Source organism: Dyadobacter sp. CY351 (genome assembly GCF_021502625.1).
GTDB classification, from domain to species: domain Bacteria; phylum Bacteroidota; class Bacteroidia; order Cytophagales; family Spirosomataceae; genus Dyadobacter; species Dyadobacter chenhuakuii.
The window spans coordinates 649,193-673,417 of record NZ_JAKFFU010000004.1 but is presented as its reverse complement, the minus strand read 5'-3'; the positions used below and the strand labels follow the sequence as shown (position 1 = coordinate 673,417).

The window sequence follows — 24,225 nt, the reverse complement described above, 5'->3', positions numbered from 1 at the left end:
TAACAACAAACGGCGCGAAAATTTTCGCGCCGTTTGTATCTTGTCATTGTGCTTATTTCTTTCCCTGATAATCAATTACTTGACCTGGCCGGACTTAAAAGCTGATATAACCTTTCTACATAGTCCTGATAATGAATGAAAACGTCGGGCTTTACAAGGAATTGGCGTGCGCCCATGGCAAGGCATTTATTTCGGGTGGCATCAACCGACGAAGTTGAGGTAGCAACCACGTCAATGCCGCTATATTTTGAGCGCACCTCAGAAATGATATCATACCCGTTCTTGCCGGGCATGTTCAGGTCTGTGATCACCAATTCGGTAGTGGGATCCGCCTGCTTACCAAGCCATGCCATCAATTGGTCGCCATTTCCAAACTCACCCACCACTTCAAAGCCGGCAAATGAGTTGAAGGCATCAACCATAAAAAACCGTTCATCTTCATCGTCTTCTACGATAGCTATTTTAAACCGCTTCATTTTCCTGAGTTGTTGCAGGCCAGCCCTGCGGGATAATAACATGAAAACTCGTTCCTTGGCCAGGTTTTGACTCCACCCAAATCCTGCCGTTATGGCGTTCTACCACTTTTTTACAGATGGCAAGGCCAACCCCGTTGCCTGGATATTTGCTGGCAAAATGCAGCCGCCTGAATACACCGAACACTTTTTCGAGGTGTTCATTAGGTATCCCTATGCCGTTATCCTGAACGACCAGCTCTATGTGCTCATCCTGGCTGAATGCACTAATAATAACCTTGGGTTTTTCTTTTTCGGTGAACTTTATAGCATTGCTTAAAAGGTTCTGTAAAAGCTGTACAAGCTGTACCCTATCTCCGTATAAGTATTCAACTTGTTGATTTATAATAAGCTCGGCGCCACTCTTTTGGATGGCATCGTCCAAATTCTGCACTGCCTCGGCAATGACATCGCTGGCTTTAAGTTTCTGCTTCTGTAAATTTACATTGCTGATCTGACTATAATACAGCAAGTTATCAATCAATTCCTGCATCCGTTGCACACCCCGCAAGCTTTTGGCAAGACTGATGGGAATGGTCTCAAAATTCTCCTGCTGCAGGTTTTGTTTCATTAAAAGCAAATGACTTTTGATGGTCCGAACCGGCTCCTTTAAATCGTGGGACACTACGGCTGTAAATTCTTCTAGTTCCCTGTTCACGACTGACAACCGGTCATTGCTTTCGGAAAGTTCTGCGGCTAGCTGGCGATATTGATTTGAGCTTTGCTGTAAAGCCTGCTCAGCCAGCTTACGTTCAGTCAAATCGCGGGTCACCTTTGAAAAACCCGTATGCCGGCCTTCGGGGTCAAACAGGGCAGTAATAACAATATTTGCCCAGAAACGGCTCCCATCTTTGCGTAAACGCCAGCCTTCCTCTTCATATTTACCCGAAGCACGCGCGATTTGCAGCTCCCTTACCGGTTTGCCTCCGATGATTTCTTCTTCGGGATAAAAAACAGAAAAGTATTTTCCGATTATCTCTTCGGCCGCATAGCCCTTGATTCGTTTAGCCCCTTCGTTCCAGCTAACAATCCGGCCTTTGGTATCAAGCATGAAAATCCCATAGTCCCCCACCTGCTCAACAAGCGATCGGTAACGGATCTCACTTTGGCGCAATGATTCTTCGGCCATCATCTTATCTGTCAGATCACGAACCACTTTCGAATAGCCTATGTGTTTGTTATGCGCATCATATAGAGCCGTCAGTACCACACTTGCCCAGAATAATGAGCCGTCTTTTCTGACCCGCCAACCTTCCTCGCGGTAGGTACCCGTTGTTTTGGCAACTTCAAGCTCTGTTTCCGGCTTTTTTGCCAGCAAGTCGTCGTGCGTGTAAAAAAAAGAAAAGTAACGACCCAGCACTTCCGGAGCCGAATAACCATGCACCAGACGGCCGCCATCGTTCCAGGTCACAATGTGCCCCTGCGTATCGAGCATAAAGATGGAATAATCCCGCACCGCCTCAACAATCAACCGGTACCTTTCTTCGCTTTCCAGCAGCGCGATTTGCTCCTGTTTCTTTTGGGTAATATCTTTTATTAATACAGAAAAACCCCAATGGCGGTCCTGATCATCAAAAATCGGCCAGTATGAGGTCTCAGCCCAATACCGGCTGGCATCCTTTCTAAGCCCCCACCCTTCGATAAAAAAGCCATTCCTCTGTATTGCCTGATTAAGCTCGTATTGTAACTTGATGGCGTCTGGCTCCGGCCCGGACAAATTGGCTAATGACAGAGTTTTTAACTCTTTGTCGGTATACCCGGTAAGCTTAGTGGCAGCGGCGTTGGAAGAAACGATCTGTCCGTCATTGCCGGCCGTGAAGACAGCTTCGCCCAGGTGTTTTAACACCGCATCATCGCTTGGAAGCATAGTTTAGAATTCTTATTAGCTGCTCGGAATAACCCATCGTTCAAAGATAGGCTTGCCTCCCAGTATTCTACCAAGTTGTAGCACCGATTTTTCTAAATTGTCTCAAAAAAGATAACAAAAAAAGGTTCTTCTGCAACCAATTTGCGTGTTACGGCTACATATTCACGAGGGCGATCTAGTCATTTGCGCTGAGCAGTAAAAACTCCCCTTCTGTGCTGTCACCTTTTTCAACGACTGTCCATTTTTTTTGTAGGTAAAAATCCATTGCGCTTTGGTTAGCAGTCAGACATTTGAGTCTTGCCGGCCGGCCAATCACTTTCAAACAGGAATCCAACAACGCAGTTCCTATCCCTTGCCCGTGAAAATCCGGGTCAACAAAAAGATTATGGATAAAGTTACCGGGTGCCCACCACGACACGAAGCCCACAGGCCTGCTCTCATGGACTGCCACCAACAGATTTTCGCCAACAATAGACTGATCAAAGTCACCAAGTTGAAATTCCGAGGGATTTACCCAGTAAAACGCATGGCATCGCGATCTGAAAAAAACATCACGCAATGCTTCCGTGTGCTCGTTGCTGTAAGGTATTATCAGATTAATATTTATCATTGTCTACCGCCGTTATTTTTCCGTAAGATCATGCTTATAGCCCTCAAACATGTCAAGTAATTTATTCAGCGCACCTTTGGAATGCAGCATCTCGGTCGAATCAAGTGACATTTTCGTTACCGCCGCCGCTCGCGCAGACATTTGCCTTTCGAATGTTGCTATCGCCTCGGTGATGGTGGCATGCTCACCCGATACCAGTTGCGTTGCCAGCTCCATAGCGTCCTGCATGGCCATATTTACGCCTTCCCCTGCATATGGAGGCATCCGGTGTGCCGCATCACCGATCATCGTCAAGTTAGGAAGCGGCTCCCAGTGCTGATTCGTGGGATAATGATACTGCGGACGCGCAACAAACCAAAGCTCGCCGCTGGCAAACAATTCCTGCCATAAGTCGCTCCATAAGCCGAAGGCATCTTTAAACCAGTTCAGGACCTGCTTTTTGTTTGAAAAGGAAATCCCACATTTGTCAATCCATTGCTCCGGCACTTTTATACCCGTATAAAAAGACAGGCTGCCATCGCCCTTGGCACTTAGTATTAAGGATTGTTCATTGCCCAAAGCAAATACTTTACCCCCTTTGGTCAGCTCACATAACTTCGGCGCGTTGGCATCTGCATCATACAGGTTTCCTTCCACGATAGTAATGCCTGAGTAAAGCGGCTTAATGTCTGTAATATACGGACGAACCCGTGAATTAGCGCCGTCGGCTGCTATGACCACATCAGCGTAAGCGTTGCTGCCGTTGCTGAAATGCAAAAGCCATCCCTGGCCTCTTTTTTCCATAGATAGAAAATGGCTGTTCCATACGATGGTCTGATCTGCCAGCGATTCAATTAATATATCTCTTAAAGGGCCACGATCAATTTCGGGGCGATTTTCAGTCAGCTCGCCAGAGTCGTGGTCGTCAAAATGGATACTAGCGTGCTGATCCGTAACCCGGAGCTTGCCGGCGTGGGGCCGGTAATTGGCGTAAAAAGCATCCATCAGACCTGCCCGTCGCAGGGCTTCCAGGCCCGATTCCTCATGAAGGTCGAGTGTAGCGCCCTGAACGCGCACGTCCTTATTAAGGTCCCGCTCATACACTTTCACCTGAGCGCCACCCATTTGAAGGAGTCGTGCCAGCGTTAAACCGCCCGGCCCGCCGCCCACGACTGCAATTGTCTTATTTTCTGTTGTCATAGTTTGTCTCGTTAATTATAAGACAAAACTAGCTGGGTGGAAGCGTGGAAAATTGTATAAATCGGTCGTTGGTGTTTTTGGCCAGCTCTTTGGGTACAACGCCAGCAAATTTTCGAATATCGCGGATAAAATGCGATTGATCTGCGTAATTTTCTTTTGGGAAAAGCTTGCCTGATTTGATATGCCCGAAAGAAGACCTGAAACGCAACACGCTGCAATAGGTTTTCAATGACATACCAAAAGTGTCCTGGAAGTAGCGGTTCATTTGCCTGGCGCTCCATCCGACATTTTCCGAAAGCGCTCTTACGCTCATGCCTCCGTGCGAGCTATAAATCAGATCAAACAGTCTTTTCTTTCGCGGATCAATATCTGCTGTGAGCATTTTTGATAGGACTTCTGTCAAAAGACCGGAAAACTCTCCGATGTTCTCGAAATGATCCACGGTATCAGTAAAATAGTTTGCCGGAAGCAAGCTTATGCTATCAGGCACAATCGGCAGAAAACTTTTAAAGAGATATTCAGCCGCCAGTGGCCGGAAGCTTATGCAAAACATGCTGAATCCGGGCGCTATCTCAACTTGCGAGGGCTGGGTTTCCAGACCATGCAAAAGGATACGCTGGTGATTTCTCGAAGTAAAGCTGACGTCCAACCGCCCGTCCGGCAGGATGACGGCAGGTTTCTTATCATCAGTTTCATTTGCCAGTCTCCAAAAGCTTTCCACCAACGGTTCCAATGCCGCGACCGGCTGAACTGCTTCAAATTGGATACGATCCGTCATTTTTTCGAAGAGACTAAAACAATTGCAATATCGAGGATAAAACTTGATCAAAACCGGTTTTCAAGCGCCAGTTCTGTGTTGATTTAGCTCAAATGTATTACATTTCATGAGAGCAGGCAATGCGTGTTTCCAGGCCAATCGATTTTTACTGAATCCGTTTCCACAAGCGTGCTGCCCTTGTAAATACTAACTTTTTGTAAATATTCAGAGCTAATGCAACCAATCAATAAAGTACCTGCTCTATATCAACCTCTGGCATCTTACATTCTGAGCAGACATGATATCGATCACGAAAAACTTGAAAATATATGTTCATTCTTTCATCCCGTAAAAGCTGCCAGAAACCAAGTTTTGATCAGCTATAATGATACTTGCAGGGCTTACTATTTTATTAATACTGGATCTCTTCGGGTATTCACATTAAATAATGCAGGCGTTGAAACGTCGCGGTACTTTGCTTTTGAGGGCATGTTTGCCACGGCTCTGCCCAGCTTTATAGATCAGAAGCCCGCCTTGGAATATTTGCAGGCCCTTGAAAAATCAGAGCTGCTTGTAATATCACGAAAGGACTTTTTTCAGCTCGTAGATACCCTACCCGAGTTCAGTCGCATCTACCGGGAAATACTGGAGTTAGGCTTTGTAAGTGCTCAAAAACGTATTTACGGCTTCCAGGGTTTTGACGCGCTGGAAAAAGTAAAGTGGATCATTGCATCACAACCAAAATTTTTACTGCGGGTATCCAATAAGATGGCCGCTTCATACCTGGGAATTTCTCCCTCTACATTAAGCCGCGTAAAATCACGACTTTAAAAACGTTGACTTAGGTCAACACTTTCGGTAAACCGGACTTGTAGCTTTGCAAGAAACAAACCTGAAAGCAATGAAAAAAATACTTTTTGTGCTGACGCTGATGCTAAGCACAACCCTGGCTTACCCGCAATCTAAAACGTACCAGTTATCAAGTCATATCCTTGATATATCCAAAGGAATGCCCGCACCAGACGTACCTATCCGACTGGAAAAACTGGACGCTGATAAAAAAACATGGTCAGCCGTAGCGGAAAAAGTAACCGACTCGAATGGCCCGATTTCCGACTTTCTTAGCGCTGAAAGCGCTAATGAAGGTATCTACAAACTGACGTTTTTGACAGCAGCTTATTTCAAAAAACAAAAAATAGAGAGCTTCTATCCGTTTATTGAGGTTGTCTTCGAGATCAAAGGCAGCAAACATTATCACGTACCAATCACACTGTCGGCCTACGGTTATTCTACTTACAGAGGCAACTAGGTGGCAAATAATCAATAGTAGAGTCGGGCAAGGTAATTTGACTTGATACTGCGGCTATGCAACAACCAAACCGTTTAATTAACTTGCTGCTGAGATTTTCGGAAAGATTTAGAATACTCAATGATGAAACCAATTCGTATAATAGGTATTTCGGGCAGCTTGCGTTCAGACTCGACCAATACGCTTGTCCTGAAAACGCTGGCAAAATGTTTCCCTGAAAATGTAGATTACCAAATATTTGATGGTTTGGATAAAATCCCACATTTCAGTCCGGGACTTTCAGAAAATGAAGGTGTTATCAAATTTAAAACGGCCATCCAAAATGCTGATGGCATTGTTATCTGCACACCCGAATATGCATTTGGCATCCCGGGAACATTGAAGAATGCACTCGACTGGACTGTGGCAACAGGCGATCTGAACGAGAAACCCGTGGCCGCCATCAGCTCTTCTCCGCTCAATACGGGCGGCGACAAAGCCCTTGCTGCCCTGCTGCTAACGCTGACGGCCCTGGGAACAAAGAAAAACCAGCAAAGCGCTTATTCCATTCCAAACGTAAATCTCAAGATCAACGCATTAAAGCAACTTGATGACGAATTAACGCAGACCGGACTACAGGCGCAATGTGACAACCTGTTAGAAATTATTGGAAACGGGAAGCTCAACGGCTAAGAAATTAGGCGTGTACTGAGACGGATCCGGTCATTAATCTTGTCGATGCCTAAATCATAACCGTATCAAAATGGAAGAATTCGTCAACTTTTTAAGAGGGATGATATCGATTGATGACCTGGATCTTCAAATGGTGCTTTCCAGGTGTAACGAAAGGTTAGTTCCTAAGGGAAAGCTGATTTTGCGGAAAGGTCAAATCGCCAATCAATATTTTTTTATCGTATCAGGAGGGGTCCGCTTCTTCTATCATCTGAACCAAGAGGAAAGAACGAGCTGGATTTGTTTCAAGGATGAGTTTTTTACAGAGATTTCCAGCCTTAATCCCCAAAAGCCATCCCGCTTTAACATTGACACCATCGAAGAAACCAGGCTGATTGTCATTGACAAAAAGGATATGGATTTCTTATACGCCCACGTGAGCGTCTGGCAAGAGTTCGGCCGCAAAATCTGGGAGGCAACCTCGGTCAGGATGATCGACCAGATCTTGAATTTCCAAACCCTTTCCGCCGAGCAGCGTTATTTGGAATTTATGAATAACCCTGAATTTTTACAAAAAGTACCAGTCAAACAGCTCGCCGAAGTCCTCGGCATTACACCGAATGCATTGAGTCGGATCAGAAAAAATGTCCGTTGATTACCGAATCTACCAAATGATAGATTCGGCGCCCCCCTGACGCTTTACCTTTGAGCATTGAAAATCAAAACCTACTTGCTCAATGGAAAACACAGTGATCTCTCCAATTCAATATACAGAAGAAGAATTAATAAAGCACTTTCCTGGCTTTACCCATCAGCATGCAAACGTGAATGGCGTAGAGCTCCATTATGTCGATGGCGGCAGCGGAACGTCTTTGATTTGTTTGCCAGGTTGGCCACAGACCTGGTTCTCCTACCATCCGCTTGCCCAATCACTTGCTGAAAACTTCCGCGTCATTATCGTGGATATCAGAGGGATGGGCAGTTCAGAAAAACCTGCTGCCGGATATGACAAAAAGAACATGGCAACCGATATCCTCGAACTTGTAAAGCAACTTGGACTTACCAAAGTACATTTGATGGGTCATGATATCGGTGGAATGGTAGCGATGAGTTTTGCATTCAATTATCCAGATTTCGTCGACAAGCTGATTGTTCTGGATGGCTCTCACCCCAGTGAGAGCATGTTGCAAATGCCGCTGATTCCGCCAGAAGGAACATTTACAGAGAAGATGGATACCAATACGCCGTATGCCTGGTGGATGGGTTTTAACCAAATTAAAGCATTACCGGAAAAGATCCTGGAAGGACGCTTTCAATATTTGCTTGACTGGCTTTTCGAATACGTAATGATCGATGCCAGCAAAATGAGCACGCTCGACCGCGCTGTCTATGCTTCCGCATACAACGAGGCTGCAAGTATTCGGGCGTCCAATGCCTGGTACCAGACATTTACCCAGGATATAGAAGACGCTAAACATTATCATCACCTTGAAATGCCCGTTTTGGGGATCGGCAGCAATGTGAGCTACAACTACATGAAAATGGGTTTGCCTTTCGTAGCCACGAATGTAAAAGTCGAAGGCATATTGGATAGCGGACACTATATGTTCGAAGAAGAACCCAAAAAAGTCATTGAACTGGTGAACGGCTTTTTAGCATTCTAACCTCTTATTCCTATTTAAAAGTAATGGCCTGCCACCCACGGCTTCCAATAGGCCTATTACTGATTAAAAAATAATTATCTAGAAACGCCAGCGACCCGCTCTAAACGCGGCATGAGCTTGTCACGCCTGCATCGTCTAATCATTTTGCACATGAGCAGCTACCTGCTCGCGATGCATGTTACCCCAGTCGGACATGGAGGCAAGCACCGGCCTTAGGGTTTCGCCAAGTGCTGTAAGTCTATACTCGACGCGCGGTGGCACTTCCGGATATACCTGACGCTCTACAATGCCGTCATTTTCTAATTCCCGCAATTGTGCTACCAGCATCCGCTCAGAGATGCCTTCAATATCGCGCTTAAGCTCACCATAACGCATGGTCTTGTTGGAAAGTCTGCATAGGATCGCAGGTTTCCACCTACCCCCGATTAGGCCTAAGGCATAGGCCATACCGCAGCTATCAATAATTCGCTTTTCATTAAAAGCATTCGTGGAGTTCTCTTTTCTCATTTCTTACGTTTTTGTAAGTACCTAACAAATTCATAAGTACCATACAAATGTAAGGTATTTGGTAGAAATTTGATGCGTTAATTAATCACTGAATCAAATGAAAAAGTTAGAGAATAAAATAGCGCTGGTAACTGGTGGCAGCCGTGGTATCGGAGCAGCAATCAGCAAAAAATTAGCCCGCGAAGGTGCAACAGTCCTGTTCACCTTTTCGCATGCAACCGAGAAGGCCCAAGCAGTGGTGGCTGAAATCAAGGAAGCAGGCGGAAATGCAGTAGCGATTCAGGCAGATAGTTCCGACAGCCAACAGATCACCGATACAGTAAATGCCGCTATCGCAAAGTTTGGTCATATTGATATACTTGTAAGCAATGCAGGCATCTATATTGGAAAGGCATTCGAAGACCATACGCTTGAGGACTATGAGCGCATTATGTCCATCAATGTGCGTGCCGTCTACCTGGCTGCGCATGCGGTAGCAAAACAAATGTCAGCCGGTGGCCGCATTATCACCATCGGGAGCAATTTGGCAGATAATTCATTGAGCTCGCAGACAACATTGTATACCATGAGCAAGTCAGCCTTACAGGGCTTCACCCGTGGTTTAGCGCGTGATCTGGGGCCAAAAGGCATTACGGTAAATTTGGTACAGCCCGGACCCATTGATACCGATATGAACCCCTCCAATACGGAACATGCTGAGTTTTTAAGGGGCAGGATGGCTATTCCCAAATATGGAACCGGCGAGGATATTGCAGGTTTGGTGTCTTTTTTGGCAAGTGAAGAAGGAAATTTTATTACAGGCTCCGCGCTGACCATTGACGGCGGTTTTAACGCCTGACCGGATTTCTGTGCTGTTGTCATTTAATGGGGCCGTTTCAAATCAAATTTGGGACGGCTCTATGCTTATGATACTTGCCGGACCATTTTGTATTAAAAATACTGGACTATCTGGCTGACCTGAGACCTATCTAACTTTGTAAAATCATCATAGTCACCTGAACCTTACAGGCTGAGATAAAAACAATTACAGGCAAAAATGAGCAGTTAGTAACGGAATTTACACAATCCAAGCCTTGGTTTATGGGGGTGCTACAAATTAAACAGTAATATTTTATCAGCTTCATCACCTAATTGTCCAGCCAGCTCACCGTCCTTACTCCAACTAGCGGAACAGCCAGCACTTTGGAAGTTATCCTGATACCCCACACTGTTGGCCATTAACACTGTAATTCCAAAATCACCGGCTATCTGAGCTAGCCGTTTGTACGCACGTACCACTCCTTTGGCACTTTTTGCAACGCTAGCAATGTAGATATCAGCACCATTTTGAATAACATTACAGGCATGTTCTGGTACAAAAACTTCATAACAGATTGCGAAAGAGATTGTTCTCTCCTTCCACCTTATCAAGACCGGCTTTCTACCCGGTATGAAATAAGGCTCTTCGTCAGCATGAAGATATTGTTTGGAGTAAACCTGTCTAGGCTGATTAGGAATAAAGACTAACAAGCTAATTAGGATACCATTACTACCTCTGGTAGGTAAGCCAACGCCAATAATAATGCCATTAGCATCGCTTAAATCCTGAAATGGTTGTAACCGAGAATCGTCCAAATGCATCACTAGCTCAGCCGCTAATTCAGGTTCATATCCCGTTAATGATAGTTCCGGGAAAATAATAACATCGGCTTGCTCTTCGATTGCCTGTTTGATAAGACCAAGGTGTTCGAAAATATTTCCTGAGATGTCACCTTTAACTGGTTTAGTTTGCGCGACACATAGCTTCATATTAATAAATCTTTGATTTTTATAATAGCGTCTTTCTGCACATTAAGCCCGGTATGATATTGCGCCAAAAGCATTGCTGCCGGACTTACGATGAACCGGTGCGGGCTCTGCTTGCCTGCTATCTCTGAGTAAAGTCGGTAACATCTCTCAAAGAAGCAATTAAAATAAATTAAGGAAAACGGATCTATAATGTCGGCAATAGCGCAATGATCACAGAATCATCGGCGATCGAGTTGCCCCGCAAGCTGCCTGGCGTAGGCATCGGGCAAGACGATCTGTTTAATTTCGGAATCCTGATATTTACATATATATGGGATACCCTGGATTATTGACTAGTTAATTTTTTATGACGATCCCCCCAATATTCCAACTCTTTGATGACAGGTTTTAAGTCGTATCCTATTTGAGTTAATTCATATTCGACGCGTGGTGGAACTTCTGCATATACGGTTCTTCTGACTATCATATTTTCTTCCAGCTTACGGAGCTGTAAGGTCAACATACGTTCGGTAATGTTTGGCAACTTCTTTTTCAGTTCCCCAAACCGAAGCTTACCGCTCAATAACCAGGAGCAGATGACCAGTGTCCACTGTCCGCCAATAACAGTTGAAGCATAAGCCTCTGGGCATTCGTCACTTAATGCATTCTTGTTGGAGAAATTGGTCGATGTCTGCTTAATCTTACTCATTACTTACATTATTTATAGTACCTAACAATCGGTGGGTAATATACGACTTCGATGTAGTGCATGCTACCTTTGTGTAGATAATTATTGATATTACTATGAAGACTTTAATCATTATTACGCACCCAACCATGGGCGAGTCTACCATCAATAAAAGGTGGATGGAGGAGCTGCTAAAATTTCCAGAAGAGTACACTGTTCACCAGTTGTACGATGCATATCCAGACGAAAAGATAGATGTCCAGGCTGAGCAGCGCCTAGTTGAGCAATACGATAAGATTGTATTCCAATTTCCCTACTACTGGTTTAATATTCCCTCATTGTTAAAAAAATGGTTCGACCAGGTTATGACACACGGCTGGGCGTATGGTAGTAAAAGTGGATACTGCATGAAAGGAAAAAAAATAGCACTGGCCATATCGTTGGGAGTTGAAAAGGAGGAGTTGAGTAACGCAGGGATATACAAATATCCGCTCAACGAGCTCACAAGGCCATTCGAGCTAAGTTTTGAATATGTCAAAGCGGAATACCAACCGGCATTCGCTTTTTACGGTATGGAATTCAACGTTTCTGATAGCCACATCGAATTGGGTGTAAGATCCTATATGAAATACTTGTCAGAATTTTAATAGCGATGCTATTGATAGCAAAGTGAAGTAATTGAATTGTACTGATTTTTAAAAAATAACATGGAATTAAAAAGAAAACGGATCTTGATTATAGGCGGTTACGGAATGGTAGGTAGCAACATAGCCCGGTTGATCAGACGTGCAGATACCAGCATAGAATTGGTTCTCTCCGGCAGAAACCCTCAAAACGGTGAACAGCTGGCCGCTGAATTAAAGAACGCAAAAACAGCCTATGTTAATTTGGAGGAAGGACTTGATTTAAGCAAACTCGGCCACATCGATCTTATCATAACAGCGATGCAAGACCGTAGCAATATTTCACGGGAGACTGCCATTTCGAATGGTATCGCTTGTATTACCGTCAGTGAATTAGCTGATCAAATCGCTCCAATAACATTTTTAAGTCTGCATAAACCGATTGTTGCCCCGATCGTCTTTGCTGGCCATTGGCAAGCAGGATTATTGACGCTTGCTGTTAAACACCTGGCCACCAAATTTAATTATATCACAAGTATTGAAATGGCAGGATTGTATGACACGAAGGACCAGGTAGGGCCGGAGGTTGCAAATGATGTCAACGGTTTTATAGGTCAGGCGCTAATCCGGCAAGATGGAGAGTGGCTATCCGTGCCCGCAAAAGATAACCCAAGAGAGATCTGTTTATACAATCGGTCTCTGGCGAAAGCTTATCCATTGAGTACGCTGGATGTTCCAAGTATTGCCGCTTTTACAAATGCTGCCAACATTCGATTTGATTTTGTTACGGGTGAATCCATAGGCAGCAGTAGAGGTTTAGAAGCCTCGCATGATCTGTATATCGATATGGAGGGTTTGTTGTTATCCGGAGAAAAGAAAAAGCTTCGAACGATTGTGTCTGGCAAAAAAGGAAACGCTCGAATGACCGCGGTAGGTGTCTATTTAATAACAGAACGGATATTGGGCATTAATGGAAAAAACGCAACAATAGCCGGAGGCCTCTATCTTCCGGAAACAATCGTTCCGGTAGCTGATCTTATAAATCGTTTAAAGGATTTCGATATAGAATTCATTGACATTAATGCCTTTGGAAGTTTGATTCACTTTGAATCGCGCACCTAAACTGTACTTCCCAACGGCTAAAAATATAGTTCAAATGTAATTGATATAGCCGTTTCAGGCAAAGATGTGTACTGTGTTACTAATGTAGTGTATAACGGCAATACTAACGCCGCATGAATCTGGAAAAATGGTGTATCAGTAAAAACTACTGATGGTCGTACAAGCGCATTGGCTAGTTCAATATTTGTCAAAAACCCATAACTATGCCACACTGTCCCTCACCAACGATAGGTGACAAGATCACAAGTTTATTTTTATTTGATAAGTAAGCTAGCAGGAGCTTGCACTTGAGTAATTGCTTTCTCATATCAATTCGTCCATAAATTGAAATATGCAGACGAGAATAAAAAACGGCAGGCGGATGTTGGCAGATTTTCCGGCTTCTTTACTGTTGATGGTGGCTCTGTCCTTTTGCAATGATGTTTTTGCTTCCGGTTCAGAAGCAGCGTTGTTATCTTTTGAAGGTATTATGATCCCCCCAGGTTCTGATTCAATCGTTTTACAAACACCAGATACGTATTGCCGCGATACTGATCCAATAATATTAACAGTCACTGGTGAGAATATTACATGGTATGCGGATGCAGCCCTAACAACTAAGCTTGCGCAGGGGAACACCTATTATCCTTCTCCGTTAAACGTCACCACCACCTATTATTTAACTCAAAATGTCAATGGACTTGAATCTCCGCCACAGGCAATCACTATTGAAATTGTTGAGTTTTTTTTGACCGATGTCACGACAACACGTGCCAACTGTGGAAAAAATGATGGAACGATGATCATTAATGCCAGGGGAGGTTCGGTCAGTCACCCACTGCATTACAGGCTGGATGATGGAGATTTACAGCTTTCCCCCGTTTTTACTAGTCTTTCACCAGGTACCTATAAACTGTCAGTTTACGCAGCTAATTGTTGGGGCTCAATCGACATTAAAGTGGATCAACGACCAACGCCGGTCATTTCCTTAGTTGATTCAATACTACCTCATTGTGGTAACTCGAATGGCTCACTACGCATTGTTGCCTATGGTGGCTCTGGTCTATTAAGCTACTCTATAGATGGTATTGATTTCAAAACTGATAATTTTTTTGAAAATCTGAACGGAGGGGCATACACCGTTTTTGTGAAAGACGATAGCCTATGCGTCGCTTCCCAGCAAGTTTTCTTGAAAAATAGTGTAAAGCTCAAAATGAATACCATTGAAGTAATGCCAACAAGCTGTGGAAAATCCAATGGTCAGATAAGAGTTGCCGCAGCGGACGGAAATGGAACAGTAAGGTATTCTCTAACAGGTCATTCCGATCAGTCACAGAACACATTTGACAATTTGGAAGCCGGTAACTATCAGCTATCCGCCAAGGACGAAGACGGCTGCAATGACACGCAAGTTGTGATAGTCGAAGGAAGCGAAGGGCCTGTGATTACGCGTATTGACACACAAATGCCAACTTGCAACTTGCCAGATGGTCAGCTAACCATTTCCACCGGTGGCATAGGTAATTATTATTATAGTCTTGATGGGCGGGCTTACCAGCGAGATTCTTCGTTTGCTGGACTTTTGGCAGGGACTTACTTGATAGCTGTAAAAGATGATTCAAACTGTATCGCTGAGCAAAGTATTGACCTGGGCGAGCCCTGCGGTCAGCTGTTTTACTTACCTACTTCGTTCACGCCAAACAATGACGGCATCAATGATGGCTGGGCTATTTTCTTTCCGGATGTCAGTCTGCAAATAGAGCAGCTAACCGTTTATAACCGCTGGGGTAATGCTATTTTTTCTAGCAAGCCAGGAACTGTACAAAGCGGAACAATTCTTTGGGACGGAATTTATAAAGGGGGCAGTGCAAATGGTGTATTCACTTATCGATTGCTGATGAAGATGCCCTCAGGTCAAAGCCGCGTTTCTAATGGCGCAGTCATAGCGCTATAAAAGACACATTTTTCTAGGTCGCCCAGATAAATTTGACATCATTATCTATCTGCCGCAAGTGCAGATTAAATCGGACAATGGCTTTTTGCATTTACCTGTCTGCTGCATCATCTCCAATAATTATGATCGGGCCTTGTTGTTTCATAGCCAGTAACTATGTTATGTCTTAGAAGAGACTCAGATTAAACTGGTTAGATCTAAGGGAAGTCTTTTTCTAGTCATTTCTCCATCTTATTTATTTTGCATTATTCCTGTACGCCGCTCACTCCGGAGTGGTATACATTACCGCTTGCAGTCACCACGCAGGGAGAAGAATTAATGAGACCCTCAGTTTGAAAGACCCATTCGCTGGCACCAGTAATAGCATCAAGTGAATAGATTTTTTTTTCGCCGGTACAGGCGTATATTTTCCCTTCTGCGGCAGTTAGGCTTGAGTACATGGCGGGCCTCATGTCGTCCGTAATAAGTTGCCATTTTTTTAGGCCGGTAACCGCGTCGACCGCATACAATCTACCAGGGATACTTCCTACATACACAAAACCATTGCTGACGGTAGGGCTGGACATCCCTGTAATGCCAATCTCAAATTGCCATTTTTCTATTCCGGTGGCCGCATCCAGAGCGCGCAGTTTGAAGTCAAAGCTGGTTATATACACCAAACCGTTTTTAATTGTCGGGCTCGAATCAATACTTGCTTCTGTCTTAAATTCCCATTTTTTGGCACCGGTAGCTGCGTCAATGGCAAAAAGTGTCCTTTGAAAGTCACATGCGTAGACCACCCCATTGGCAAATGTAGGGCTCGTCGGGGTCGTCGCACTCGTACCGCTCATTGCAAACTCCCATTTTTTTGCCCCTGTAACAGCATCAAGCGCATATACCTTCTTGCCTTCACTTCCCACATACACTACCCCATTCACCACCATAGGACTCGAATCCACACTACCCTCTGCTGCAAACTCCCATTTTTTGGCACCCGTAGCTGCATCCAGTGCGTATAGCTTTTGGTCAGTACTGCCTATATACACCACCCCATTTACAACGTAGGGGCTGGAAAAAATAAGTCCATCCGTTGCAAACTCCCATTTTTTCGCCCCAGTAGCAGCATTCACGGCATATACCTTCTTGTCAAAACTCCCTACATATACTACCCCATTTACAAAAGAGGGGCTAGAAAAGATAGCTCCATCAGTTGCAAAAGCCCACTTCTTCAAACCAGTAGTGGCATTAATCGCGTACAGATTTTTGTCATCGCTACCCACATACACGGTTCCAGTAACATCAGGCTCGGGTTCAGGGGTATTTTTCTTCTTGCAAGATGTAAAGCTATATACAATCAATAAAAGGGTAAATAGGCAGATGAACTTCATTGAGTTGACTCGATATAAAATATAATTCGATAATTATAATCAAATATAATTCTATTCTAGGTTAAACTCGATCAATGACTACATATCCTTACACTCCTAATGATAACATAATTAATTTAGGTGTGGAGGAGATCTGCCATCAACAAGGTGTCTCTCAGGAAACCTTCTCCAATTGGCGTATGCTATGAACTTTTGATTGGGAACAATTAAGAGGTGCTGCGGAAAAGATAGAAGTAGGTTTTCCTAAAAGGCCAACGACAAACGTTTTATTCAAAGACGGTGGTCGGTCTCTCTTACGGCATCTTTTCTATAATATAACATGGTGCCATCTTTTTCTCCGTTATCCCTATATTAACTTCTTTCATCTGTACGGTAAATTGCAACCCATTTTTTTGCCATTTTACCGGGGTCAATCCGGATACAGTCGACTCATATCCAAAATATTTCGCTACATCGCTGAAAGCATAAAGATCACTCGCATACTTATTGATCCCCGTCACGGAAACCAGTTTGTCGTTTTGGAAAGCGAACGCTAAGAAGTTGGTCGTCCCTAACTGTGAATCAAATAGAAGGCTTTTTAGGAATAGGTCGGGGCCAACTTGTAAGAACTCCGAATCGGGAACATTTAATTCGTCTTTTTCCACTTTTTTAACTTCCTCGCGAGACATTCCAAAATTCGTATGAATCACATCTACGTTCCTTTCAACTACTTCAATCTTAATTTTCGTAGAACGGGATACCGATAAATTAAGCGCTTCGATTTTAAGAGTGGGTGTAAAGGTAAACTCTTCATTTACTGGTCTGAAAAACTCAAAAGTGTTAACATACTCGCGCACCTGTTTGAGAGGATGCATTTCATCCGAGCGTAGGCTCATTATGGGAGTGTAATTAGTCGGGTTCACATTAAAACTGAGGAAGGGATAATAGCCCAAGACACCAATTTTGTATACGTACTTCCCGGGATCCATACGCATGCCAACCCTTCCTTTATATATGATAAACCTATATAGCAATTCCTTCGGAGGTGTACTCACAATATCGTCGTTATAATAAATTCCCCCATTTCCACTGATTGACGTGGTATCTTTCCCAACCTGCTCATTACCATCAAGTTTTTCAATATCCTTTTTTTTGCAGGACAAAATCAGAAAAACAAAAAGTAAAGAACAGCAGAATAAGTTGGCCGCGTGAGTGCCTGTTTTGATTTGATGTATATCCACGAGAGGTTGCATTTAGATTGGTGTTGTTTTTGCCCACCAACATCAGTATCTTATTAGAGGATCGCATAGTAGCTCTCAAAGATAAAAATAAATACAAGTTGCTTAGAAGCAATTCTCAAAATAAAGCTATCCATCCGCTGTTAGTATAAATCTACCATGGAATGTACTACCTGACCTAATCCAGAGATTCATTTTGTAACCGCTATTGGCGTTTCGCAATCTCGGTGGTGGCAGTTGCACAACTGTTTTTCAAGAGTGCAGGATTTCCAATTATTTGATTCTTTTTGAAAATGCATGAGAAAAGGCAGGGAAAATAGGTGGACAGCCGATAAAGTTGCGTATTGGAGACTTTGAAGCTTCTAATGCTTCGCTGTTGAGGGTCTTTCTCTTTGGCTACATTTCGCTGAGTTGTACAACGGCACCACCCGTTTAACATGTTTAATATATACTCTAGATAAAACTATATCCAGCCTCAGCATTTAGATCAAAAATGCATTATATTTTCATGTCTTATAAAATCAGTAGCAAGTGACTCTTGAAAGCTATCGTCCCTCTGCCGACCTTGCCTCGTTCGTCAAATGCTTTTGGACATTAGAGGGGCAGGCAGGTATTGAGACACCAATGCAACGTGTGCTTCCAGATGGGTGCATCGAATTGTTCTTTATTCTCGGCGACGATGTGAGGCGTTTTGTTTCGGAAAATGAATATATCATTCAACCACGCGCGATGGTTCTGGGACAGATAACCGAACCTCTCTACATTCAGCCGACTGGAAAAGTCAGCTGTTTTGCGGTACGTTTTTATCCCTACGGTTTTGCCAATTTCGTAGAAACGTCCATCGTAAATCTGGCCAATACAGAAACGCCAATTGCATTGCTTTTTGGAGAAGAACAGGCTGAGGACATTTCAAAGCAAATCATTAATGCCAGCCATACGGAGGAAAGGATAGCGCTGATTGAGGCATTTTTATTGAAAAGAATCAATGACAGCGCTGTTAGAGAGAGGATCGTAGAATCAACCATTGAAGCGTTGCTGCTAGCCAACGGAAGCACAGCGATCAATTCGATGATGAAAAACGACTTATCCAAAAGAAGAAAACTCGAACGGTCATTCGCACGTCACATTGGTATTAGTCCTAAACAATTGGGAAAAGTAATCCGTCTGCAAGCGGTGCTAAAAATTCTTCTTTCTAGGGAATCGGCAGATTTGCTGCAGGTTGCCTATGATCACGATTATTATGATCAAGCGCATTTTATTAACGATTTCAAAGAATTGACAGGCACAAGCCCGGGACGTTTTCTGTCTGACGATACGCTTTCGCTGTCAACACTTCTTTATTCGGCTGGATAGTGTCGCAATTTTACAATTGCGGTTGCTTCGATGCGGGTACATTTGCTGCATAACAAGTATCGAACATGAAGCAACTAATTGCCGCCATCTTTCTAGCCGCTGTCACAGTTTCCGGCTGCTCATCTGACAACAAATCAGATTCACAAATCACTGATTCACTATCTTTTCCAAAAACCGCAAAAAACATGAAAAACCTGGTTTCCATCGTCGAGATCCCCACCGACTCTTTTCAAAGAGCCGTAGCATTTTATCAGTCTATACTCGACTTACGCATCGAACAGCTAGATATGCAAGGAACGAAGATGGGGCTTTTTTCTGGTGAAGAAGGCTCCGTCCATGTTGCGCTAATCCATGGACTTGATAATAAACCCTCAGATCGGGGCACGCTGATTTATTTAAATGGTGGAGACGATTTACAGTTAATACTGGATAAGGTTCAGCCCAATGGCGGAAAAATCGTAATGCAAAAAACTGAGATCGATCCTGAAAATGGCTTTTTTGCGACATTCATCGATAGTGAAGGAAATAAGGTTGGTCTGCATTCATTCCAATGAACTTCGAAAGTGACCAGAGTAACCATGACTTAGGTAGGACGGGGTCTGGCTATACGTGTCAACCTATCCCCTGCTCCAAACCGAACGAAGTAGTTGGCTTCTGCTTTGAATTTACTCATGCTGATTTTATGAAAATTATTGCTACATGAGTCATGCAGACTTCTTGGACTTAACCATAACACTCCAATGAAGGACATCATCATTTGGAGCTGTTACTTTCAAACATCAATTGATCGATATGTTGACGTATTTTCTCAGTGGCGGTATTGATCACAAGGTATCCGTGTATCTTATTTGATGGCCAAACCCACTTGTTACCCTGCAAAGCTTTCAGATCTGAGCCCGTTGGCTTTTGCTGATCTTCCAGAGCGGTGATCATTTCTGCGGGCAATGCGCTTAATGTGGCTACTTCACACCCAGCTGTTGCTTTGATTGGTTACGCATATGAATAAAAAAAATGATGTTTAATATTGATATTTTTTCTGCCTGTTGTTCCATTTTTGCTTAAAGTAGAACGATGTTGAATTGGTCTTTATCAAAGATAATTTGATATTATGAAAAGACTGCTTCTACTTGTACTCGGTCTGCTTTGCACAGAAAACGTTATTTCTCAGCAAATCACAAAAGATGAACTGCTTTTTCTCACTCCGCTCTGGAAAGGTGATCGATTTTCCGACGGCCGACCAAAAGTTCCAGACGCCATTCTGAAAAGAATGAAACTTGTCACATTGGAAGAGGCTTGGGCAGTATTAAAAGGAGAAAATTTCAAACATCAGTATGACGACAACTGGCAGACCATTAATCCAGACTCGGTGCTTGTTGGACGGGCCTTGACGGCTTCATTTATCCCCGGGAGGCCAGACATCCACCTGGCGATAGATGAACGGGGTCATACTAGAGATGGCAGGGTAAAGTCACAAAATTCCTGGCCTATTGATATGCTCGTGAAAGGTGATGTGTATGTGGTCAACCAATTTGGAGCCCATGAAGATGGCCCAACTATCGGTGACAATCTGGCAAATTCTATTTATGTCAAGAGTGGGAATGGCATTGTGTATGATGGGGCGGTCAGAGACATTAATGGTTTGAAAGAAATAGGTTCATTTACATCATTTTTCAGGAGTTATCACCCATCTCACCACCTTACCAGCCCTGGTAAGGAGATAAACACCACCTTGGTCGGCATAAATCAGCCTACAAAAATCGGAAATGCTGCCGTCATGCCAGGTGATGTTGTACTGGGTAGGGATGGAGGAGTGATTTTCATTCCTCCACATCTGGCTGAAAAAGTTGTCAAAACTTCTGAGGTGGTCAGATTGCGGGATATGTTTGGGCACCAGCGCCTTCGTGAGCAAAAGTATACACCCGGACAGATTGACTCAAGGTGGTCTGATGCAATTGAAAAAGACTTTTCGCAATGGCTCAATGATCGTATAGATCAATTGCCGGTTCCAAAAGAGCAAATCCAGGAATTGTTGAAGACCCGAACCTGGTAAATTCATGGAGACAAGGCGGTTCGTAGCTCAATTTTTTAGCAAACCACAATTCACATTCTATGGCAAGTCCTACTTCAAGACGACAGTTTTTCAAAAATGCCGCAATTTCAACTGCCTTGGCAAGTGTACCCCTTGCCGGGTTTGGCGAAGTGTATGAAAATGCGATTGATAAAACACCAAAAAATTCGGCTCCTTCGGATTTAAAAATCACTGACATTAAATGTGGATACATTCGAAATGGCCATAGTCTGTTTGTTAAAATATACACCAATCAGGATATAGTGGGACATGGCGAAGGCGTGGATGCAACACCCGGGACATACCATCTGGTAAAGATGTTCGCTCAGCGGATCAAAGGCAAAAGTCCGCTGAATGTCCATCGGCTTTTTGAAGATATCAGGAGAAGTGGCTTTTTCGAGGGTGCTCAGTCGGGCATGTATATTGCCGTTCTCACCGCAGTGGAAACCGCACTTTGGGATTTGGCCGGGAAGGCTCTGGGACTGCCAGTATATCAGCTTTTGGGCGGTAAATTTAGAGACGATATCCGAGTTTATATGGATACCGCTTTGTATCAAAACCGGCTGCCCAAGCCCGAGGATTTTGCCGCAGCAGCAAAAGAAGCTGTTGGTATGGGCTTCACTGCGGTGAAGTTCGATCTGGACCAGGCAAATGACCCAAATAAATATGATAGGTATAACTGGACGGCCAGCCCGGCTGAAGTGCAGCGAATGTATGATCAGATGGCCGCCACCAGAGCAGCCGTGGGTCCGAAAATTGACATTTGTGCCGACATGCATGGCCGATACGACGCTCCTACAGGTGAAAAAGTTGCAAAAGTCCTTGAACCTCTCAATTTGATGTGGCTGGAAGAGCCAATACCCGCAGAAAATGCGGAAGCGTACAAACGAATAGCGGATTCAACCAGTACTCCCATTTGTGCAGGTGAAAATCATTATTTAGCCTTGGGTTTCAGACCATTATTGGAGCTTGGCGCTGTGGATATTATTATGCCAGATCTTCAAAAGGCAGGCGGACTGGGCGAGGCGCAGCGGATAGCCAACCTAGCCAATTTGTATTACGTCCCATTTGCACCACATATGGTGGCGTCATATCTGGGTGCAATGGCGTCAACTCACGTTTGCGTTTCAGTCCCTAATTTCATGATCATGGAGTGGCAAATTTACTTCCATAAGGATCCAATGTTTAAAGAGATTGTTACGTTCGAAGGAGAAATGGTGACCAAAGGATTTATCAAAGTTTCTGAAAAACCCGGGATTGGTGTTGAAATAAATGAAGAAGGTATGCGTAAATACGCAACCCCCGGCGTTCCTTTCTTTGAATGACTAGGGATTGAACCGTCAAACTCTATTATTCAAAAATGTTTCCGGTTCTCGAATTCAGCACGCGTATCGAACCACATCCGGTTGTATCCTACCACAGCACGTTTGTAAAACACTCCGCTTTACTTGTTGAAGTTGGCAGAAATGTTTCTTTTATTTGTAACCAGGAGCACAGCGACAAAATCTAATATATCGGTCAGAAGATAAGCCGTATCTGTGAATGACGCGGTCTGATGCAGGAAAGTTTGCCTAAATAATTCGGTCAATCAAGGCAAAGGTATATTGTACTCAACTAAGCTTTTGTGCCTAATCTATACGCTTGGTTGGCAGTGAACGCCATTGCTTCCCTCACCTCATCGCACAGCAACTATCACCACCACAATTGCTAAAGTCTGACAAATTCGACGCGGCGATTATTTGCCTTTCCTAAGATTGTATCATTCGAATCTGCTGGCTGCGATTCTCCTTTGCCATCTGTTTCAACGCGTGAGGCGTCCACTTTGAAAACTGTAATAAGAGATTCTTTAATAGCAGCGGCACGGCGCTTCGACAAGTCGAGATTTGCATCATCATTTCCATCGGAATCTGTATGCCCAACGATTTGAACGCGCATAGAAGCATTTTCGTGTAAAACCTGCGCAATGTCTTTGAGGCTTCCATAGGATTGTGGCAAAATATTTGCACTATTTACATCGAAAAGGATCCCGCGCGTAGTGAATTTGCCTTCACTAATTAACTTATTACGGGTATCAGCAGCGCCAACGGCGAGTTGAATGTTCCCCAGGAAAAAGGCGCCGCCTTTCTGGTTAAAATCGGGCGAGATAGCTGTGAAGGCCAATGTATTCAAAGCTGCCGCCGCATCCAGCGCTCTTGGAAGATCCAACACCTTTGTGCTGTCCAAATAGACACGCACCCGTTGCTTCTGCCTCCAGATAGAGACTTTAACCGCATTTTTCTCAATATTGAATTCCGGTACACCGTATTTAAACTGGCTACCGATCAAATTTGAGGAATAAGTCAGCTGACCTTTATCAGAAGAAGTTGGCTGAAATGCGACTTTGAAGTGAGGCCCGCCAATGCTTTTTGACTTGCCCAAATCAAACTTCTGGTCTACGTCGCTGGTCTGCATGAAGCTGATCATGAATTCACCAATATTGGAAACATTTTTATTGCCTATCAGGTCAAGCTGCAGCGTGAAGTTTTCAGGAAGGTCACTCGTTAAGTCTTCCGGATAAAAAACACCATCCTGGTTCATGCGCAGCCACTTTCCCGTTTTGCCTTCGATGTTAACAATTTCAGCGCCCGACCGCGTGTTCCAGTTAGCAGGAAAATCCCCGATCTCATCCTTTGAATAGTCCTCATGAACAATGATCTTGTTTCCCGCGATAAAATCAAATTTTGAATATGAGGTAATGTCACCTGTGTTCGTTAGAGCGGCTACTACTGGTTGATGAGGATCAGATTGTGTAGGCACATTGGCGGTATTTGCCTGTTGCTCATTGGTTTCTGGAGCCGTTTCAGCTGCGGTGCCGTCTTTGTTTTTCTTTTTTTGTACTGCTTTATCAATAGATTGATCGACCTGATCAACGACCTTTTGTTCGACCTTGTTTTTGATCCGGTTCAAAAGCTGCGCCGGACAAGCAATGCAAACCAGAAAAAAAGGGACTACCAGAAAGATTTTTTTCATTTCAAATATGAATTAATGGATT

The 24,225-nt window shown here is 43.9% G+C and carries 25 protein-coding genes; 14 read left to right on the top strand and 11 right to left on the bottom strand.

The genetic code is table 11. The features are described from left to right. Positions 1–71: 71 nt before the first annotated feature. The 5 genes from L0660_RS12125 to L0660_RS12105 all read right to left on the bottom strand — a co-directional run bounded on the left by L0660_RS12125 (position 72) and on the right by L0660_RS12105 (position 4,946). Entirely contained in the window at positions 72–476 is a 405-nt protein-coding gene (locus L0660_RS12125) for a response regulator (RefSeq protein ID WP_235159693.1), read from the bottom strand. After that, complete coding sequence (locus tag L0660_RS12120; protein WP_235159692.1) at positions 463–2,379, bottom strand: PAS domain-containing sensor histidine kinase; 1,917 nt, start codon at positions 2,377–2,379, stop codon at positions 463–465. The genes L0660_RS12125 and L0660_RS12120 overlap by 14 nt, the downstream gene beginning before the upstream one ends. Before the next feature lie 175 nt (positions 2,380–2,554). After that, a complete protein-coding gene (locus L0660_RS12115; RefSeq protein WP_235159691.1) occupies positions 2,555–2,989 on the bottom strand; it encodes a GNAT family N-acetyltransferase in 435 nt (144 codons plus the stop codon). 12 nt (positions 2,990–3,001) lie between these two features. Next, positions 3,002–4,168, bottom strand: coding sequence for an NAD(P)/FAD-dependent oxidoreductase (locus L0660_RS12110; RefSeq protein WP_235159690.1), 1,167 nt, complete (start codon positions 4,166–4,168; stop codon positions 3,002–3,004). A gap of 28 nt (positions 4,169–4,196) precedes the next feature. Further along, a complete protein-coding gene (locus L0660_RS12105) occupies positions 4,197–4,946 on the bottom strand; it encodes an AraC family transcriptional regulator (RefSeq protein WP_235159689.1) in 750 nt (249 codons plus the stop codon). 213 nt (positions 4,947–5,159) lie between these two features. Here L0660_RS12105 and L0660_RS12100 point away from each other — a divergent pair, with 213 nt between their 5' ends. From L0660_RS12100 to L0660_RS12080, 5 genes are all read left to right on the top strand, one after another. After that, entirely contained in the window at positions 5,160–5,756 is a 597-nt protein-coding gene (locus tag L0660_RS12100) for a Crp/Fnr family transcriptional regulator (RefSeq protein WP_235159688.1), read from the top strand. Between the two features lie 70 nt (positions 5,757–5,826). Continuing rightward, complete coding sequence (gene uraH, locus L0660_RS12095) at positions 5,827–6,234, top strand: hydroxyisourate hydrolase (RefSeq protein WP_235159687.1); 408 nt, start codon at positions 5,827–5,829, stop codon at positions 6,232–6,234. 120 nt (positions 6,235–6,354) lie between these two features. Continuing rightward, entirely contained in the window at positions 6,355–6,906 is a 552-nt protein-coding gene (locus tag L0660_RS12090; RefSeq protein ID WP_235159686.1) for an NADPH-dependent FMN reductase, read from the top strand. A gap of 70 nt (positions 6,907–6,976) precedes the next feature. Further along, complete coding sequence (locus L0660_RS12085) at positions 6,977–7,540, top strand: Crp/Fnr family transcriptional regulator (RefSeq protein ID WP_235159685.1); 564 nt, start codon at positions 6,977–6,979, stop codon at positions 7,538–7,540. An 82-nt stretch (positions 7,541–7,622) separates the two neighbouring features. Then, positions 7,623–8,549 carry an alpha/beta fold hydrolase gene (locus L0660_RS12080; RefSeq protein ID WP_235159684.1) on the top strand — a complete coding sequence of 309 codons (927 nt, stop codon included), beginning with the start codon at positions 7,623–7,625 and terminating at the stop codon, positions 8,547–8,549. 135 nt (positions 8,550–8,684) lie between these two features. Here the strand turns inward: L0660_RS12080 and L0660_RS12075 are convergent, their stop codons facing one another. After that, the gene (locus tag L0660_RS12075) at positions 8,685–9,056 is read right to left on the bottom strand and encodes a helix-turn-helix domain-containing protein (RefSeq protein WP_304488702.1); all 372 of its coding nucleotides are present in this window, start codon (positions 9,054–9,056) and stop codon (positions 8,685–8,687) included. Between the two features lie 97 nt (positions 9,057–9,153). On the opposite strand from L0660_RS12075, the gene L0660_RS12070 reads away from it, so the two are divergent. Continuing rightward, positions 9,154–9,894, top strand: coding sequence for an SDR family NAD(P)-dependent oxidoreductase (locus L0660_RS12070; protein WP_233796851.1), 741 nt, complete (start codon positions 9,154–9,156; stop codon positions 9,892–9,894). Between the two features lie 251 nt (positions 9,895–10,145). Here L0660_RS12070 and L0660_RS12065 read toward each other — a convergent pair whose 3' ends face one another. Next, the gene (locus L0660_RS12065; RefSeq protein WP_235159683.1) at positions 10,146–10,844 is read right to left on the bottom strand and encodes a carbon-nitrogen hydrolase family protein; all 699 of its coding nucleotides are present in this window, start codon (positions 10,842–10,844) and stop codon (positions 10,146–10,148) included. Between the two features lie 206 nt (positions 10,845–11,050). On the opposite strand from L0660_RS12065, the gene L0660_RS26140 reads away from it, so the two are divergent. Further along, positions 11,051–11,176 (top strand): hypothetical protein, encoded by a 126-nt coding sequence (locus L0660_RS26140; protein WP_255712296.1) that lies wholly within the window; start codon positions 11,051–11,053, stop codon positions 11,174–11,176. On the opposite strand, the gene L0660_RS12060 is transcribed toward L0660_RS26140, so the two are convergent. Next, positions 11,170–11,532 (bottom strand): helix-turn-helix domain-containing protein, encoded by a 363-nt coding sequence (locus tag L0660_RS12060; RefSeq protein WP_235159682.1) that lies wholly within the window; start codon positions 11,530–11,532, stop codon positions 11,170–11,172. The genes L0660_RS26140 and L0660_RS12060 overlap by 7 nt on opposite strands. A 95-nt stretch (positions 11,533–11,627) precedes the next feature. Between L0660_RS12060 and L0660_RS12055 the strand changes: the two genes are divergently transcribed. The 3 genes from L0660_RS12055 to L0660_RS12045 all read left to right on the top strand — a co-directional run bounded on the left by L0660_RS12055 (position 11,628) and on the right by L0660_RS12045 (position 15,189). Then, on the top strand, positions 11,628–12,158 hold the full coding sequence (locus tag L0660_RS12055; RefSeq protein ID WP_235159681.1) for an NAD(P)H-dependent oxidoreductase: 531 nt from the start codon (positions 11,628–11,630) through the stop codon (positions 12,156–12,158). A 60-nt stretch (positions 12,159–12,218) separates the two neighbouring features. Next, entirely contained in the window at positions 12,219–13,256 is a 1,038-nt protein-coding gene (locus L0660_RS12050; RefSeq protein WP_235159680.1) for a hypothetical protein, read from the top strand. Between the two features lie 331 nt (positions 13,257–13,587). After that, positions 13,588–15,189 (top strand): gliding motility-associated C-terminal domain-containing protein, encoded by a 1,602-nt coding sequence (locus tag L0660_RS12045; protein WP_235159679.1) that lies wholly within the window; start codon positions 13,588–13,590, stop codon positions 15,187–15,189. Between the two features lie 245 nt (positions 15,190–15,434). On the opposite strand, the gene L0660_RS12040 is transcribed toward L0660_RS12045, so the two are convergent. Beyond that, positions 15,435–16,556 (bottom strand): PQQ-binding-like beta-propeller repeat protein, encoded by a 1,122-nt coding sequence (locus L0660_RS12040; RefSeq protein ID WP_235159678.1) that lies wholly within the window; start codon positions 16,554–16,556, stop codon positions 15,435–15,437. Positions 16,557–16,849: 293 nt separating this feature from the next. Beyond that, positions 16,850–17,776, bottom strand: coding sequence for a hypothetical protein (locus L0660_RS12035; RefSeq protein WP_235159677.1), 927 nt, complete (start codon positions 17,774–17,776; stop codon positions 16,850–16,852). Between the two features lie 528 nt (positions 17,777–18,304). Between L0660_RS12035 and L0660_RS26235 the strand changes: the two genes are divergently transcribed. From L0660_RS26235 to L0660_RS12015, 4 genes are all read left to right on the top strand, one after another. Continuing rightward, on the top strand, positions 18,305–19,126 hold the full coding sequence (locus L0660_RS26235) for a DUF6597 domain-containing transcriptional factor (protein WP_235159676.1): 822 nt from the start codon (positions 18,305–18,307) through the stop codon (positions 19,124–19,126). 65 nt (positions 19,127–19,191) lie between these two features. Continuing rightward, on the top strand, positions 19,192–19,680 hold the full coding sequence (locus tag L0660_RS12025) for a VOC family protein (protein WP_235159675.1): 489 nt from the start codon (positions 19,192–19,194) through the stop codon (positions 19,678–19,680). A gap of 554 nt (positions 19,681–20,234) precedes the next feature. Then, positions 20,235–21,176, top strand: coding sequence for an RraA family protein (locus tag L0660_RS12020; protein WP_235159674.1), 942 nt, complete (start codon positions 20,235–20,237; stop codon positions 21,174–21,176). 59 nt (positions 21,177–21,235) lie between these two features. After that, positions 21,236–22,519: a mandelate racemase/muconate lactonizing enzyme family protein gene (locus L0660_RS12015; RefSeq protein ID WP_235159673.1), complete on the top strand. Its 1,284-nt coding sequence runs from the start codon at positions 21,236–21,238 to the stop codon at positions 22,517–22,519. 382 nt (positions 22,520–22,901) lie between these two features. On the opposite strand, the gene L0660_RS12010 is transcribed toward L0660_RS12015, so the two are convergent. Further along, entirely contained in the window at positions 22,902–24,203 is a 1,302-nt protein-coding gene (locus tag L0660_RS12010) for an OmpA family protein (protein WP_235159672.1), read from the bottom strand. Between the last annotated feature and the right edge of the window lie 22 nt (positions 24,204–24,225).